Origin of the sequence: Methylomonas aurea (assembly GCF_024505045.1) — a bacterium.
GTDB lineage: Bacteria > Pseudomonadota > Gammaproteobacteria > Methylococcales > Methylomonadaceae > Methylomonas > Methylomonas aurea.
On record NZ_JANIBM010000002.1, the window covers coordinates 208,271 to 221,911 of the forward strand.

Annotated in this window: 14 protein-coding genes; 9 read left to right on the forward strand and 5 right to left on the reverse strand. The window is 51.9% G+C overall.

Features of this window, described 5'->3' with window-relative positions:
* Positions 1-16 precede the first annotated feature (16 nt).
* Positions 17-2,575, forward strand: a complete 2,559-nt coding sequence (gene acnB, locus NP603_RS02730; RefSeq protein WP_256609391.1) for a bifunctional aconitate hydratase 2/2-methylisocitrate dehydratase — start codon at positions 17-19, stop codon at positions 2,573-2,575.
* A gap of 95 nt (positions 2,576-2,670) precedes the next feature.
* Here the strand turns inward: acnB and NP603_RS02735 are convergent, their stop codons facing one another.
* Genes NP603_RS02735 through NP603_RS02750 form a run of 4 tightly spaced genes read right to left on the reverse strand, consistent with a single transcriptional unit; the run spans position 2,671 to position 7,144 of the window.
* Positions 2,671-3,441 (reverse strand): CpsD/CapB family tyrosine-protein kinase, encoded by a 771-nt coding sequence (locus NP603_RS02735; RefSeq protein ID WP_256609392.1) that lies wholly within the window; start codon positions 3,439-3,441, stop codon positions 2,671-2,673.
* A gap of 19 nt (positions 3,442-3,460) precedes the next feature.
* Positions 3,461-5,200 (reverse strand): lipopolysaccharide biosynthesis protein, encoded by a 1,740-nt coding sequence (locus NP603_RS02740; protein WP_256609393.1) that lies wholly within the window; start codon positions 5,198-5,200, stop codon positions 3,461-3,463.
* Position 5,201: 1 nt separating this feature from the next.
* Positions 5,202-6,479 carry a porin family protein gene (locus tag NP603_RS02745; RefSeq protein ID WP_256609394.1) on the reverse strand — a complete coding sequence of 426 codons (1,278 nt, stop codon included), beginning with the start codon at positions 6,477-6,479 and terminating at the stop codon, positions 5,202-5,204.
* Between the two features lie 26 nt (positions 6,480-6,505).
* Positions 6,506-7,144 carry a polysaccharide biosynthesis/export family protein gene (locus NP603_RS02750; protein ID WP_256609395.1) on the reverse strand — a complete coding sequence of 213 codons (639 nt, stop codon included), beginning with the start codon at positions 7,142-7,144 and terminating at the stop codon, positions 6,506-6,508.
* 220 nt (positions 7,145-7,364) lie between these two features.
* Here NP603_RS02750 and NP603_RS02755 point away from each other — a divergent pair, with 220 nt between their 5' ends.
* From NP603_RS02755 to NP603_RS02775, 5 genes are read left to right on the forward strand one after another with little or no spacing between them, the layout of a single operon-like run.
* Positions 7,365-7,727 carry a HopJ type III effector protein gene (locus tag NP603_RS02755; protein ID WP_256609396.1) on the forward strand — a complete coding sequence of 121 codons (363 nt, stop codon included), beginning with the start codon at positions 7,365-7,367 and terminating at the stop codon, positions 7,725-7,727.
* Positions 7,728-7,730: 3 nt separating this feature from the next.
* Positions 7,731-8,786, forward strand: coding sequence for an NAD(P)/FAD-dependent oxidoreductase (locus NP603_RS02760; protein ID WP_256609397.1), 1,056 nt, complete (start codon positions 7,731-7,733; stop codon positions 8,784-8,786).
* The gene (mnmM, locus tag NP603_RS02765) at positions 8,764-9,348 is read left to right on the forward strand and encodes a tRNA 5-(aminomethyl)-2-thiouridylate-methyltransferase MnmM (protein WP_256609398.1); all 585 of its coding nucleotides are present in this window, start codon (positions 8,764-8,766) and stop codon (positions 9,346-9,348) included. Before NP603_RS02760 ends, mnmM begins: the two co-directional genes overlap by 23 nt.
* 34 nt (positions 9,349-9,382) lie before the next feature.
* Entirely contained in the window at positions 9,383-9,697 is a 315-nt protein-coding gene (ppnP, locus tag NP603_RS02770; protein ID WP_256609399.1) for a pyrimidine/purine nucleoside phosphorylase, read from the forward strand.
* A 4-nt stretch (positions 9,698-9,701) separates the two neighbouring features.
* Positions 9,702-10,175 carry a LabA-like NYN domain-containing protein gene (locus NP603_RS02775; RefSeq protein ID WP_256609400.1) on the forward strand — a complete coding sequence of 158 codons (474 nt, stop codon included), beginning with the start codon at positions 9,702-9,704 and terminating at the stop codon, positions 10,173-10,175.
* A 20-nt stretch (positions 10,176-10,195) separates the two neighbouring features.
* Here NP603_RS02775 and NP603_RS02780 read toward each other — a convergent pair whose 3' ends face one another.
* The gene (locus tag NP603_RS02780) at positions 10,196-10,738 is read right to left on the reverse strand and encodes an outer membrane protein assembly factor BamE (protein ID WP_256609401.1); all 543 of its coding nucleotides are present in this window, start codon (positions 10,736-10,738) and stop codon (positions 10,196-10,198) included.
* 114 nt (positions 10,739-10,852) lie between these two features.
* On the opposite strand from NP603_RS02780, the gene fur reads away from it, so the two are divergent.
* Genes fur through lolD form a run of 3 tightly spaced genes read left to right on the forward strand, consistent with a single transcriptional unit; the run spans position 10,853 to position 13,217 of the window.
* Positions 10,853-11,269, forward strand: a complete 417-nt coding sequence (gene fur / locus NP603_RS02785) for a ferric iron uptake transcriptional regulator (protein ID WP_443192641.1) — start codon at positions 10,853-10,855, stop codon at positions 11,267-11,269.
* 9 nt (positions 11,270-11,278) lie between these two features.
* Positions 11,279-12,526, forward strand: a complete 1,248-nt coding sequence (locus tag NP603_RS02790; RefSeq protein ID WP_256609403.1) for a lipoprotein-releasing ABC transporter permease subunit — start codon at positions 11,279-11,281, stop codon at positions 12,524-12,526.
* Positions 12,519-13,217, forward strand: coding sequence for a lipoprotein-releasing ABC transporter ATP-binding protein LolD (lolD, locus tag NP603_RS02795; protein WP_256609404.1), 699 nt, complete (start codon positions 12,519-12,521; stop codon positions 13,215-13,217). The genes NP603_RS02790 and lolD overlap by 8 nt, the downstream gene beginning before the upstream one ends.
* Positions 13,218-13,641: the final 424 nt, after the last annotated feature.

Here is a 13,641-nt window from a genome sequence, read left to right on the forward strand (position 1 = left end):
TTCACCGGAAGCCATCATGCTAGAACAATACCGAAATCACGTTGCCGAACGCGCTGCCGAGGGCATCGTTCCCAAACCGCTGGACGCCGAGCAAGTCGCGGCGCTGGTCGAACTGTTGAAAAACCCGCCTGCCGGGGAAGAAGCGTTTTTGGTCGATTTGCTGGAAAACCGAATTCCGGCCGGCGTCGATGAAGCGGCTTATGTCAAGGCCGGCTTTTTGACTGCGATCGCCAAAGGCGAAGCGTCGTCCCCGCTGATTACCGCGGAAAAAGCCACCGAATTGCTCGGCACCATGCTCGGCGGATACAACGTCGCACCGCTGATCGACTTGCTTGAACACGCCGCGCTGGCGCCGATTGCCGCCAAATCCTTGTCGCAAATTTTGCTGATTTTCGACGCCTTCCACGACGTCCAGGAAAAAGCCGAGAGCGGCAACGTCTACGCCAAGCAGGTACTGCAGTCCTGGGCCGACGCCGAATGGTTTACCAGCCGGCCGGAGGTTCCGCAGAAATTGACCGTTACCGTGTTCAAAGTCACCGGCGAAACCAACACCGACGATTTGTCGCCGGCGCCGGACGCCTGGTCGCGACCGGATATCCCGTTGCACGCCAAGGCTATGCTGAAAATGCCGCGCGACGGCATCACCAATGCCGAGCAGCAAATTACCGAACTGAAAGCCAAAGGATTTCCGGTGGCTTACGTTGGCGACGTGGTCGGTACCGGCTCTTCGCGCAAATCGGCGACCAACTCGGTGTTGTGGTTTATGGGCGAGGACATCCCGTTCATTCCTAACAAGCGTGCCGGCGGGGTCTGCATCGGCGGCAAGATTGCGCCGATTTTCTTCAATACCATGGAAGATTCCGGCGCGTTGCCGATCGAATGCGATGTGACCGGCATGGCGATGGGCGACGTGATCGATATTTATCCTTATCAGGGCGTCGTCAAGCGTCACGGCACCAATGACGTGGTGTGCGAGTTTAAACTGAAAACCGATGTGATTCTCGACGAAGTCCGCGCCGGCGGCCGGATTCCGTTGATTATCGGCCGTGGTTTGACCGACAAAGCCAGACAGGCTTTGGGCTTGCCGGCTTCAATGGTATTCCGCCGCTTGGGCGCCGCTGCCGATACCGGCAAAGGCTATACGCTGGCGCAAAAAATTGTCGGCAAAGCGTGCGGCGTGGCCGGTGTGAGGCCGGGCAGCTACTGCGAACCGAAAATGACCACGGTCGGCTCACAAGACACCACCGGACCGATGACCCGCGACGAATTGAAAGACCTGGCTTGCCTGGGTTTCTCGGCCGATTTGGTGATGCAGTCGTTCTGCCACACCGCCGCGTATCCAAAGCCGGTCGATGTGCAAATGCAGCACACTCTGCCGGATTTCATCATGACCCGCGGTGGCGTGTCGTTGCGTCCCGGCGATGGCGTGATTCACTCCTGGCTGAACCGCATGCTGTTGCCGGATACCGTCGGTACCGGTGGCGACTCGCACACCCGTTTCCCGATCGGTATTTCCTTTCCGGCCGGTTCCGGCTTAGTGGCGTTTGCCGCCGCCACCGGTGTGATGCCGCTGGACATGCCGGAATCGGTGCTGGTGCGCTTTAAAGGCACCATGCAGCCCGGCATTACTTTGCGCGATTTGGTCAACGCGATTCCGTACGCGGCGATTCAGCGCGGCTTGCTGACCGTGGCCAAGCAGGGCAAGAAGAACGTGTTTTCCGGGCGGATTCTGGAAATCGAAGGTTTGCCGGATCTGAAAGTTGAGCAGGCCTTTGAATTGTCCGACGCTTCGGCGGAACGGTCGGCGGGTGGTTGCACCATCAAGCTCAATGAAGCACCAATCCGCGAATATCTGAACTCCAACATCACCCTGCTGAAATGGATGATCGCCGAAGGTTACGGCGATACCAGGACCATTCAGCGCCGGATCAAGGCGATGCAGGATTGGCTGGATAATCCGGTGTTGATGGAGGCGGACCAGGATGCCGAATATGCCGAAATCATTGAAATCGACATGAACCAAATCACCGAGCCGTTGCTGGCTTGCCCGAACGACCCGGACGACATCAAGCCGTTGTCCGCGGTGGCCGGCACCAAGATCGATGAGGTGTTTATCGGTTCTTGCATGACCAACATCGGCCACTTCCGCGCTGCCGGTAAATTGCTGGAAAAAGCCGCTGCGCTGCCGACCCGCTTATGGGTGGCGCCGCCCACCAAAATGGACCAAAACCAATTGGTGGAAGAGGGCTACTACGGCACTTTCGGCAAGGCCGGTGCTCGCACCGAAATGCCGGGCTGCTCGCTGTGCATGGGCAACCAGGCGCGGGTGGCGGATGGGGCGACGGTGGTATCGACTTCGACGCGTAACTTCCCCAATCGGCTGGGCAATAACACCAATGTGTTCCTGTCGTCGGCGGAGCTGGCAGCAGTCTGCTCTTTGTTGGGTAGAATTCCGACCGTAGATGAATATATGCAGTATGCGGCGACAATCGAACAATCCAGTGCCGATACCTACCGCTACCTGAACTTCGACCAAATCGACAGTTATCAAGATAAGGCCAAACAAGTCGCTTGATGAGCCAATAAAAAGCCGGACTGCCCCTGTTGCAGGCAGTCCGGCTTTTATGTTTATTACGGGCAGGGAAACTTTACGGCAAGGTCAAACGGCCTTCAGATCGCTTCGTCAAAGCCGATTTTATTGTCGGTGGCTTTGTTGAATACCGCCCCCAAAACGTTGGTGTCTTTCAATAACGACGCGGCGTTTTTCAATTCGTCGGTTTTGGTGTGGCCTTCTTCCACTACTAACAGTACGCAGTCTACGTAAGGCGAGAATCCCAGCGTGTCGTCGTGCGACAGGATCGGCGGCATATCGAAAATGATAATCCGCGACGGATAACGGCTTTTCAATTCGTTGACCAGCCGGACCATTTTCGGCGAGCGCAACATCTCGGTGGCATTGAACAGCGGCTTGCCGGCGGGGAGTAGCACCAGTCGCTCCACGCCGGGGTTGACCAGCATCGAGCTGATTTCCTTGTCGTTCAACAAATAGTCGCTGAGGCCGGCATCGGTTTTGATGCCGAATAACCGGTCTATGCTCGGATTGCGCAGATTGGCGTCGACCAATAAAGCGGTCCTGTCAAGTTCCATTGCTACGCTGATCGCCAAGTTGACGGCGGTCAAACTGTTGCCGGAGCCGCCGCTGGTGCTGGTGATGGCAACGGTTTTCCATTCCATAGCATCCATTTGCTGCAGGCAGCGGGTACGCAACATCCGGTAAGATTCCAGCCATTTGCTTGGCGAATCGGCACAAAGGATCCGGTTTTGCTTAAGCAAACTTTGATCGGGTTTATGGACACGGGTTTGGGTATAGGCGACGTTAACTTTGTCGTCGTATCTGACGTTTCCGGCAGCGTTTTCCACAGTATTTTGGATTGAGTTCATAGCTAGTTCCTTGGCCCTTTTAGTTGCCTATCACGCGCAATAGTTTGTACCAGAATACGTCCAGCGGCATGACGATGAAGTGGAACAAAGCCATACCCAGGAGTAGGGCGGCCACAAGTCCACCGAACAATGCTTTTCGTTCATTAGCACGTTTTTGAAATTCAATTTGGCTCTCCAAATAAGGGATGGCGGCTAACGGTTCGAATCCCAGGACCAATCCAACCGCTCTGGTGCTGTTAATAGTCGGGTCCAGCATCTCCGCCAACGCCACCGAACCGAATCCGCTAGCGGTCGCCAGTACTACTCCCAGCAGCAAGATAGCCACTCGATTAGGGCTGACGGGTTCCAGAGGTTCTTGCGGAGGGTCGATCAGAGTAAAGCGTTCGCCTTTTCTCTCGATTTCCAGTTGTTGGGAAATTTGGGCTTCCATTTCGCGCGCACTTACTTCTCGGTAGCGCAGATTGGTATTGTCCAGGTCCTGTATCAGGTCGGAATACTCTTTCTCTACCAATGGCGACTGGCGCAGGTTATTGCGCAATTCTTCCATTTTGCTTTGGATGCGGCCGCGGGTGTAGTTTAATGATTCTATTTCAGTATTGACAGAATCGAGTTGCGATTTCAGTGTTATGTAGGCCGGATTGTCGGGTTTTATCGACGAATTGGTATATTCGTTGGTTTTTGCATCAACCAGGCTTTTTTGCAGAGCGGTAATTTGTTTTTGTAGTTTGACGACGTCTGGATGTTTTTCGGAATATTGTTTTAACAAAAGAGCTAATTCGGCTTTTTTCTGGGTAAGTTCGGCATTCAAATTATTGATGTCCGCATTCGAACCAATCTCTTTTTGTAGTGATTCGATCTCGCGTTTTACTTTTATAACATCGGGATGGCTTGCGGAGAAACTGGCAATTAAAGAGGGGTATTGCGACTGCAGTTCCTTTAAACGGTCTTTCATGTCGAATACCCGATTGCCTACGGCGTTGGTTGCCATAGCGTTCGGATCGATTTGCGCCAATTCACCTTCTAAGTAGAAGCGCCTATCCTGTAGCGAGCGTTCCTGACTGTCTAGCGATAATAGCTGGTTACTTAATGAGGTCAACTCCTGTTGATTAAGAGCGCTGATTTGAGGTAATTGGTTGAGGTTTTTTTCTTTGAAAGTGGCGAGTTTGTCCTGAATTTCCTGTATTTTGGCTTTCAAACGTTTGGATTCTTCGCTTAAAAATAGCGCGGCGTTTTCGGCCGACTCAGTGCGCGATTTAATATTTTCTTTCAGAAAAAGCGATGTTAACTCGTTGGCGACTTTTTGGGCTAAACTGGGTGATTTATCGTCGAATGTCAGAGTAAATGCGATTGTGGCTTGATTAGCTTTATTTTTCTGGTCGGCCACATCGGCACTAATGGTTTCAACTTTAATAAGCTGTCGCATTTTTTCCAATATTACTTCTTCCGATTTTTTCTGTCTATCGTCGGCATATAAGTTATATTTTTTAATTATTTCGGTTAGATTTGGACGGGTCATGATCCTCTGACTGATCATCTGGATGCGTTGGTCGGCAAATGTAGTGACCGTGGAATGAACCAAGTCTGCTGGGATTTCTTGCGCTTCGATCAAGATAGTGGCAGTTGATCTATATTTGGCTGGCAACAGTACAGCTAACAAAATACTCACCAGCGAAATTGTCAAAAATGGGAATAATAAAAATCTTTTCCGCCGTTTGATGATTTTGAGATAATCTTTAATATCAATTGCTTGATTTTCCACGCTATTTCACCTGACGATTGATTTGCGGTTGATATGAAAACTGTAATTGCACGCTGTTCCCGATTGCAATTTGATTAGATTGATAATCTTGCTCTCGGTACGAGTAAGATAGGTCGAAATTGGCTTCCGGACTCCAGAACCATCGGATATTTGGCGATAGGGTAATGTATGTTCTGTTATTTGACGTATTGTTATTGTTAAAGGTCGATATCGATTCGGAAAGTAAGTAGCTAGCGCTAAATCCTGCACTCCATCTCTCGTCGAGGTTATAGAGTGCGCGTGCAGAGAATGTCGTTGATGTTTGTTGGTTACCGGTACTGGCAGGATTGAGTTGTTGTCCTGCGTTAATGCTAAAGTTACCCCATTGTTGTTTTCGATTTAGGCTTGCTGAAAATATGTGACCAAAATTATTCGAGGAATTTGTGAAATCGGATAAGTACAGGCCTAAATTGTTATGTTTTAAATATTGCCTAGCCTGTGTCTCAGTGTCGCGAATACCCGCTGAAACCGATACCTGAGTCTGTTCGTCGAATAGGTATTGTAAGCCGGCCTGGTAATTCAGAGTTTTCGAGTTTTGTTGAAAGCCCCGAGTAAATGAGACTGTTTCGGCCCTCTCGTTTGCTGAATCGTATACCGAATAAGCACCAGACAGATTAAATGAAAGTTTCTCTGTGTATGTATGAGTGGCAGTGGCAGAAATTTGCTGAAAGTTGTAATCCGAATAGTTTAGTGGAGCGGTTTGACTCGTGTTCCGGTCGAAGGAAACATCGGTATAATTGTAGCCAAATTGCAATGAGTTTCTTTCGCTTAAAATAAATGTTACCGACGGAGAGATTGATTTGGTGTAACGTGGAATCAATCTTTGTATTCCACCGGACTCAGTAATTAATGTTGGATCATTAGCTAAATCAAGTTGATTATTGATTGACGATTCTTCCGCATACTTTCCTGATATTTCGGTTTTAAAAAAATCAGTTCGGAACACATGATTGGAGTTTAGAATTTTTTCTGAAAAATCCAGATCGGCATCTTTGGAATAAAATATTTCATTCCACTTGAAATTTGTTTTAAATTCGTTGTCGTCGGCCAGATACCCAAACATTAAACCCGGCGAGATAGTGCTGACCAAGTTGCTACCTGTGGAACGGATCTGCATTCTAACATTATCGTCGTAACGTTCTTTGAGTGCGAAATCCGGCTCTAGTAAAAAATCCAGCGCGAAAATGTCCTGGCTGGCAAAGGCCAATGCCGTTAACCAAAAATCCGTTTTAATCTTCATAGATAGTAACGCCTATCTAGTTCCATTTAGGGTACGGTTACCGTATCCCCTGGCTCCAGAAGAATATTCTGCTCTAAGTCCTCTCCATTAATCACATCGTCGTAATCGAACGGAAAGACTTTAACCTGGTCACCGGTGCGGCGGATGATATTGATCGATCCTTCATTGGCGAAGACCGTCAAGCCGCCGGCCAAACTCAGGGCTTGCAATACGTCGAGCCGCCGGCCGGAAAATACTTGGCCGGGTTTGTTGACCTTGCCGATCACGAATACGGAGTTGCCTTGGTTGTTGAGTAACTTAACGCTGACCGATGGATCGGCGATGTAGTCGGACAGCCGGGTAGTCAGATTGTCTTTTAGTTCGGTGATGGTTTTACCGGCCGCGCCAACTGTGCCGATCAGTGGGAAGATGATGGTGCCGTCCGGCGAGATCAAAATCTGCAACTGTTGCAGGCCTTCTTCCTTCCAAACCGTGATTTCCAATGCGTCGCCCGGCGACAACTGGTACGAGGCGTAATTGGTTTGTTCGATGGTGACGCCCGGTGCCGGGAAGGTGGGCGATTGGTTAGGTTCCGCTTGCGGGGGCTGGGATATTGGATCGGGCTCGGCTAGCGTAGCGACCGGGAAAAACAGGCAGAAAGATAAAAGCGTAATTATCTGTTTCAAAATGTATCCCTTTATGATGTTATTGAGGTTGAAATCCGTACGGGTCGATCGGTTGTTCAGACTGGCCAGATGGTAGGCACGGAATATAACAATAATAAGACAATCCTGACTGTTGCTTAAGGATGGTGCCGAGCAACAAGGCCTCGATTCGAATTATAACCTCTAATTGAGTCGTTTTGTGCGGTTTTGGCTGTAACAGGGCGAATAATATGGGAATTTTATGAATAAACCAATATTGTTGAATTATTTCCTCGAAAAGTTGAAAAATAACCAAACCATTGATTTTAAAGAGGCGATATCCGTGATTGCCGAGCATTACGATTATCGGCCAACCCGGTTCAGAAATGGCTTGGAACCCTGTCTGATAAACGAGGCCGGGCAGAATGAAGGCTCCTGCCGAATATTCGCATTTGCCAGGATACACAACCTGTCTGCGGAACAAACTTTAGCTTTGTTTGGCGACTATTACCGGAAAGACGTGCTTGGCAATCCGGACGGCAGCGACCATCAAAACATCCGCAATTTCATCCGCGACGGCTGGGCCGGCATTCAGTTCGACGGGGAAGCGTTGCAAGCCAAATAGTCGATGGTAGTCGATGTTCTAATCATCGGCCAAGGCCTTGCCGGCAGTCTGCTGGCTTGGGAGTTGGCTAGCAGAGGCTTGGCTGTGTCTGTGGTCGACAACGGGCAATGCAATGCGTCGCGGGTTGCGGCGGGCTTGGTCAATCCGGTCAGCGGTCGGCGACTGGTGTTGCAACTCAACATCGCCGAATTGTTGCCGTTAGCCAAGGCTCGCTACTGTCAATTGGCCCGTTTCTTCGGCAACGATTTTTTTGTCGAACTGCCGATGTGGAAAATTTTGTCCGGCCCGACGCAGATGCATCAAGCCGAACGCCGGCTGCGGCAAACCGAATATGCTGGATACTTGCAGGCGACCAGTGCCGGCGGCCCAGGGATATTGGCTCCGTTCGGTATACTGCGTCAGTTGCAGACCGGGTATGTTAAAACCGAATCCTTGCTGGATGCCATGCGGACTTGGTTGATCGCACGCGGCAGTTACCGGCAGGCTGAGTTCGACTACGCCGATATTCAACTGGCGCCGGATTTGCGCTGGCGCGACCTCCAGCCCAGGCATATCGTATTCTGCGAAGGCCATTTGGCGCGCGCCAATCCCTGGTTCGGCCGCTTGCCGTTTCAGCCCGCGAAAGGGGTGATTCTGAGTTGTAGCAGTCAAACGCCATTGCCCAGCCAGATCTTGAATTACGGACATTGGTTGTTGCCGCTGACCAACGATACCTTCAAAACCGGAGCAACCTTCGATCCGCTAAATTTGAATCCGGAGCCGGAGCCTGCCTCCGAAGTGGCCTTATTGGCAGATTTGCAGGCAGTTGTGCCGGAGATTGCCGGAATTCGGGTGATCCGCCACCAAGTAGGGATACGGCCGGCGACGCTGGACAAGGAGCCGCTGATAGGTCGGCATCCGCAGCATTCCTGTCTGCACATCTTCAACGGCTTCGGCGCCAAGGGCGGTTTGTTGATCCCCTGGTACGCGGAACGTTTCGCCGATTTTTTGCAGCAATGCTTACCGTTGCCGCCGACTTGCGACATAAAACGATACTATGCCTCGCATTTCTCTGGTTGATGCAGCCAAAGTTGCCGTCAAAGCTCATTTGCGGCAGGGCGATATCGCGATCGATGCCACGCTGGGCAATGGCTACGATACGCTGTTTTTGGCCGAAGCGGTCGGTCCCACCGGTCATGTTTTCGGTTTCGACGTACAGCGGCAGGCTTTGGCCAGTAGTTACCAAAAGTTGCTGGCTCGCGACTTGCAACGGCGGGTGACGTTGTTTTTGTCCAGTCACGCCGAACTGCTCGAGGTATTGCCCGAACGTGTTCTGGGCAAGGTGGCAGCGGTCATGTTCAACCTGGGTTATTTACCCGGCGGCGACAAAACTTTAATCACTCGGACGGATTCCACCCTGAAAGCATTGGCTGCTGCCTGCCGGTTGCTCGCCAAATCCGGAATCATTACGGTATTGGCCTATCCTGGCCATGCCGGCGGCGATGATGAAACCGAGCGGTTGGCGGAATGGATGCGTAGACTCGATCCGGATCAGTTCAAAACGGAGCTGGTGCTGAGCCGGGTCGACAAGCCCGGCGCCCCCCGGCTTTTTATTCTGCGCAAACTGGCCGATCTGCTATGATTGCGCTCCTTTTTTAACCAGTCAAAGCAGGAAAATGTCAGAGTTCAATAACGTCACCATCGTCAAACATGCCAACGTATACTTCGACGGCAAGGTCAATAGCCGTACCATTCGCTTTGCCGATGGTTCGACAAAAACCCTGGGTTTCATGCAGCCCGGCGAGTATACCTTTAATACCGCCGACCCCGAGTTGATGGAGATACTGTCCGGCGAGTTGGACGTGAAATTGCCTGGAAGCGACGCTTGGCAAGCGGTGAAAGGTGGCGAATCGTTCAATGTACCGGGCAATGCCGCATTCACGATGAAAGTCAAAACCGCCAGCGACTATTGCTGTTCGTTTTTGAAATAAGCCGATGGAGCGGGTGGCGATTTTTGCCGACGTGCAAAATATCTATTACACGACGCGAGAGCGCTACCAAAAACATTTCGACTACACCGCTTTTTGGCGCCATGCCACTGCCAACAGACAGGTAGTGGCGGCTTTCGCCTATGCGATAGATCGCGGCGACAGCAAGCAGCAAGGTTTTCAGAATATTCTGAAAACGATTGGTTTCACGGTAAAGTTGAAGCCCTACATCCAGCGCCGCGACGGCAGCGCCAAAGGCGATTGGGATGTTGGCATTACCATAGACGTGCTGGATGTTGTGCGCCAGGTAGATAGAGTGGTGTTGGTATCCGGCGACGGCGATTTCGCCATTTTGCTACGGAAAGTGAAACAGGACTTCGGCGTGGCCTGCGATGTATATGGTGTGCGCAGCCTGACAGCGCCGACTTTGATCGATGCTGCCGACAATTTTGTCGCAATCGCCGAGGCGCTTTTGCTCTAGATTCTTGTATAGGCCGGCGCTTATTTCTGTTCGTTGCCTTCTTCGACCAATTCCTTGCCTTTCTCGGCCGAGGAACTGGGATCTTTGTTATTTTTGCCCGTCCGCTGCGCCAGCGGATCGGGCTCGTCTCCAAACAGGCCGGTAATTTTTTCCCACATCGAGCGGTCCAAATCGCGTTTCGGTACGTCGACGCTGGTTTCGGTGGATTCCTTGACCACCGGCAACGAACTGGGCCGGAAATCGCCCTGTACGCCGATCAAGTTGTCGCCTTCGAAAAATAACGAGATCCGTTTTTGCATCCGGCTGTCGCCACCGGGCTGTTCCGAATAAAGATAATCCCAGCGCTTTTCGTGAAAGGCATCGGTCAGCATTGGCGAACCCATAATGTACAGCACTTGGCGTTTGGTCATGTTCGGTCTGAGCTGGTTCACCATGCTTTGGTCGATGATATTGCCTTGCTCGATGTCCAATGTGTAAACGCCCGGCAGATTATTCAGGATAGTGCTGCAGCCGCATAAGCCCAATCCGGTGGCAGCCGCGAGCAGAAAAGACGATTTTTTCATGACGATTGTTGGAGGTCCTGCGACAAACGGACGAGCATTATCCCACAATTCTGCCTGCGGCTCGGCGCAAAAAACGATACAATGGCCCGATGGTCGGATTTAAGGGGAATGGTGATGGAAACTCAGGATTTGCGTAACGCTGGCTTAAAAGTCACTTTGCCCAGGGTCAAAATCTTGGAGATTCTGGAAAAACAACAGGACGACAGGCACCTGTCTGCGGAAAAGGTCTACAAAATCCTGTTGGCCGAAGGCGAGGAAATCGGCTTGGCGACCGTGTACCGTGTTCTGACCCAATTCGAAGCTGCAGGTCTGGTCAATCGCCACCACTTCGAAGGCGGTAACTCGATTTTCGAGCTGAACAGCGGTGGCCATCACGACCACGTGGTATGCATGAAGTGCGGCAGGGTGGACGAATTCACCGACGAAATCATCGAAAAGCGCCAAGCGGAAATCGCCAACCGGTTGGGTTACACCTTGACCGATCACAGCTTGTATCTATACGGCTACTGCGCCGCCTGTAAAAGTCCCTAAATCTCCAGCATGTTCAAACCTCTCATCCTGTATATCGGGTTGCGCTATACCCGTGCCAAAAAGCGCACCCAATTCATATCTTTTATCACACTAACTTCAGTGCTGGGGATTGCCCTTGGCGTTACCGCCTTAATCACCGTGTTATCGGTCATGAACGGTTTCGAGGCCGAACTTCGAGAGCGGATTTTGGGCATGACAGCGCACAGTACCGTGACCGGCCGCTACGGCCAGTTGGACGACTGGCGGGCGTTGGAACAACGCACTCGAGAGATGTCGCACGTGCTGGGCGGGGCGCCCTTCATCCACGGCCAGGTCATGATCAATGCCGATCGCCAGGTCAGCGGCACGCTGTTGCAGGGTATCCTGCCGGAGCAGGAAGCGAAAGTCTCGGAAGTCGCGGAAAAAATGGTATTCGGTAGTCTCAACGATCTGGTACCGGGCGAGTTTGGCATCGTGTTGGGTGCTGAATTGGCCAGTTATCTGGGGGTGATGATCGGCGATAAGGTCACGATCATCACCCCGCAAATCAACTCCACGCCGGCCGGCATCTTGCCCCGCATGAAACGCTTTACCGTGGTGGGTGTGTTTAAGGTAGGTATGTACGAATACGATCGCAACATGGCGCTGATGCACCTCGACGATGCCGCTAAGCTGTTCCGTCTGGAGCAGGCGGTATCCGGCTTGCGGCTTAAACTGGACGACTTGTTCAATGCGCCGATGATCACGCAAAGCCTGGCCGACGCCTTGGGCGATGATTACCGCGTCAGCGACTGGACCAAAGCCCACAGCAATTTCTTCCGCGCAGTTCAAACCGAAAAACGGGCGATGTTCATCATTTTGTTGCTGATCGTCGCCGTGGCGGCGTTCAATATCGTCTCGACGCTGGTGATGGTGGTTACCGACAAACGCGGCGACATCGCGATCCTGAAAACCCAGGGGCTGACTAACGGTTCGGTGATGGGTATTTTCATCGTTTTGGGCTGTATCATCGGTAGCATCGGTACCTTATTGGGTACAGTTGGTGGGGTGTTGTTGGCGCTGAATGTGGAAACCATCGTTCCGGCCATCGAAAAGGCTTTTGGCGTACAGTTCATGTCTGCCGACGTCTATTACATCAGCGAAGTGCCGTCCAAATTGATTTGGAACGACGTCTACTGGATTGCCGGCGTGGCTTTCCTGTTGTCTCTGTTGGCTACGCTGTATCCTGCTTGGCAAGCGGCAAGAGTCAATCCGGCCGAGGTGCTGCGCTATGAATAATCCCGTCGTGCTGCAATGCCAACGGCTGACCAAGCGTTACGAACAAGGCGATTTGAATGTCGAAGTTTTGAAAGGCGTCGATTTAACAATTCACGCCGGTCAGCGCGTCGCCATCATGGGCGCTTCCGGCTCAGGCAAAAGTACCTTGTTGCACCTCTTGGGAGGTCTGGATAAGCCCAGTTCCGGTACGGTGCTGTTGGACGGGGCGGATTTAAACCAAATTGGGGCCGCAAAATTAAGCCAATTGCGTAATCGTTCGCTCGGCTTCATTTACCAGTTCCATCATTTGCTCGGCGAATTCACGATCCTGGAAAACGTGGCGATGCCACTATTGATCGGTAACCAGTCGGTTAAATCCGCGCAACAACAAGCTGCCGAATTACTGAAACGGGTCGGTTTGGGTCACAGAATGCAGCATAAACCCGGCGAACTGTCTGGCGGCGAGCGCCAGCGCGCCGCAGTGGCTCGTGCTTTGATCAACAAACCCAAATGCGTTCTGGCCGACGAACCGACCGGCAACCTGGACAGTAAAACCGCCGAGCAGATTTACCAACTGATGCTGGAGTTGAATCGGGAGTTACAGGTCAGTTTTCTGGTGGTTACCCACGATCCTGACTTGGCGGCGCGGATGGATCATGTGTTGTATATGGAGGATGGGATGATTGTGCCGGAAAGGATTCATCACAGTTAATCGGCGCTTTTTCCTTCGCTGATTCGGGATGCCCTTAATTCCTCAGATCGCCAAGGCTCGCTGCGATAAGGCTTTGTTGGTAGCGTCCGATGCGGCTGGCAAGCCCGGTTGCGACCGGTACCGGAATTTACGGACACCGTCTGGCGTCCGTGCGACTACCCGCTTGCCAAGCGGCGAGATGCCCTGATTGCAGAATGGCAGGTTCGGAAAGCTGCGGCTAAGTCAGGTATTGGCCTTGGTCCGGCTTTTGCGGGGCGCCGCTGCCAGTCATCTGTTAGGGGTTTTACAGCGATAAGCAACAAACTAAAGCGAAGTGGCGCCGGCCATCGGACGGCGTTATCGGCTACGGCGAATTTACCGGACTTGCTTTTAGCGATGTCTTCGCGACCCCGCGCCGAAAAAAATTCAGCTTCCCAGAACAGCG